This is a genomic window from Synechococcus sp. R8-2 (assembly GCF_047461715.1).
Taxonomy (GTDB): Bacteria; Cyanobacteriota; Cyanobacteriia; order Thermostichales; family Thermostichaceae; genus Thermostichus.
On sequence record NZ_JANSHQ010000438.1, the window covers coordinates 1 to 2206 of the forward strand.

Sequence of the window (2206 nt, forward strand, 5' to 3'; positions counted from 1 at the left end):
CTGCGGTTTGGGCGGATGCGCCAAGCTTGGGTGTGGGGGGCCTATCCCCTGCTGTGGCTGTTGACCTGGGTGGGATCCCGCTCGGCCCAGCCCCAGTTTTTGGGGATCCCGGCCTGGTATTGGCTGGCGGGATTGGCTGTCCTGCTGTTGGTACCTCTTAACTTCTACATTGTGCGCGTTTGCTGGCCTGGAGATGACTGACAGCATTTTAAGTTTGGGTGTGGTGGGGGTGTACTTGCTGCTGCTGGCAGCCATCGGCTTCTGGAGCTATCGCCACAGCGGTCGGGATCCGGTTAGCTACTTTTTGGCGGGGCGGGGGTTGGGATCCCTGGCTCTAACCTTGACGACGCTGGCGACGCTGCTCAGTGCCTTTACCTTCATTGGGGTGCCGGCAGATGCCTATACCCACGGCCTGGGAATCTTCCTGGGGGTGGGGGTGACCACCGCCTTCATTTCGGGGCTGTTTTTGTGGGTGGGCTACCGGGTATGGCTAGCAGCCCAACACTTTGGCTTCATCACCCCTTCCGAGTTTTTCGGCCATCGTTTTCAAAGCCCCCTGTTGGCGTTGTTGTATTGCCTGAGCGCTTTGGTGTTTACAGCCCCCTACATCAGCATCCAGATCATTGGCGGGGCCCGAACCCTGGCGGCGGTGTTGGGGGAGGGGATCCCCTACTGGCCCTTGGCAGTGGTGGTGGCCTTGGTGATCCTGGGGTATGTGCTCTTTGGCGGATCCCAGGCGGTGGTCTGGACGGATGTGGTGCAGGGGATCATCTTGATTCTGGGGATGGGGGTGGCCTTTGTTGCAGTGGCTTTCTCCCTAGGGAGAGAAGCGGGTAGCGAACTGGATCCCTGGCTGAGCTTGCCCGGCCCCCAAGGACGCTGGAGCTGGCAAGGGTTACTCGGCAATCAACTGCTGTTTTTCATGGCCACTCCCCTTTTCCCACAATTTTTCCAGCGCTTTTACATGGCCAGGAGTGCTCATCCCTTCAAGACCCTGATGGTAGTCTGGCCGCTGCTGATTCTGCTGGTCTTTTTCCCGGCAGCTCTTCTTGGGGTTTGGGGCCGCCTGGCTTTTCCCGGCCTGGAGAAAGCGGACCAGATCATGCCCCTGATGTTGCAAACTCTGCCCGGCGGTGTGGCAGCGGTGGTGATTACAGCAGCTCTGGCCGCCCTCATGTCCACGGCAGACTCACAGCTCCTTACGGCCAGCTCGTTGGTAACGCGGGATCTGGTAGTGACCCTCTTTAGACGCCAGCTTTCCCCCCACCAAGAAGAACAATTGGGACGCTGGGTGGTGCTGGGGATCGGTTTGGCCTCTTTTGCCATTGCCCTTAACCCGCCGGGGCTGATTGTGGAGATCGCCACCTGGAGCTTTCAGGGAAATGCCATGCTGTTCCCAATCCTGATAGCCGGTCTGTACTGGAAGCGGGCTACCCGCGCCGGGGCAGTAGCCGGGGCCCTCGTCTCCAGTGGCCTGACTTTAGGTTGGCTGTCGGGTCTGTTGCCGCGGGCTTGGACAGGGGGCTGGTTACCCGTAATCCCGGCAGTGGTGATCGGCAGTGGGGTGTTAATTGGCGTAAGCTTGCTTACCCAGCCGCCCAAGGAGCAGGTGACCGCCTACTACGAGGAAGGGCCTTGGGGAGAGTAGGTTATTCTTTATCGATCAGCTCAATCAACGCTTTTCCAGGTCTGCCGGTAGCCAGCCAGCTTGAGCCAGGCCGTTGAGAAATGCGAAAGTCCCTCCTAGAAAAAGCAAGCCCATCAGGCCCGCCAAGGGGTTGCCACCAATCCCCGTTAGCCACGCTGGCGCCCTGCCGGTGTAGTCTATCCAGGCCAGATTGTTGACCCAGGCCATGCCCCAGACCCAACCGGCGTGCAGCCCTAGGCTAAGGCCCAGCTTGTTTTGGTTCCAGACCCTCGCCTGCACCAGCAGCAGCCCCATCAGCCACAGTCCGGGAAATTGCGGCCAGGTGGCGAGAATCTCAGGCAAAGGCTTCAGGAAATGGGCCATAGCAAACAGGAAGCTGGATCCCCACACCGCAGTGCTGCAACCGTAGTCCAGCAGCATCTCCTGCAGCAGCCAGCCGCGAAAAAACAGCTCCTCCGCCAGCGCCACCCCCAAGCCCAAAAGCAACCCCAGCAACCCATAGACCAGCAGGGATCCCCTGTCCACTGGCCTCCAACTCAGCCAACCCAGGGATCCCTC

General features: G+C 60.1%; 3 protein-coding genes. 2 read left to right on the forward strand and 1 reads right to left on the reverse strand.

The features are described 5' to 3' along the window. Both NW819_RS10480 and NW819_RS10485 read left to right on the forward strand, forming a co-directional pair. Window positions 1–201: hypothetical protein (locus tag NW819_RS10480; protein WP_414413702.1), on the forward strand; the 201-nt coding region annotated here is incomplete at its 5' end. After that, window positions 194–1648: a sodium:solute symporter family protein gene (locus NW819_RS10485; RefSeq protein ID WP_414413703.1), complete on the forward strand. Its 1455-nt coding sequence runs from the start codon at window positions 194–196 to the stop codon at window positions 1646–1648. The genes NW819_RS10480 and NW819_RS10485, both read left to right, overlap by 8 nt. Window positions 1649–1672: 24 nt before the next feature. Here the strand turns inward: NW819_RS10485 and NW819_RS10490 are convergent. Continuing rightward, on the reverse strand, window positions 1673–2206 hold a 534-nt coding region (locus NW819_RS10490), incomplete at its 5' end, for a lysostaphin resistance A-like protein (RefSeq protein ID WP_414413704.1).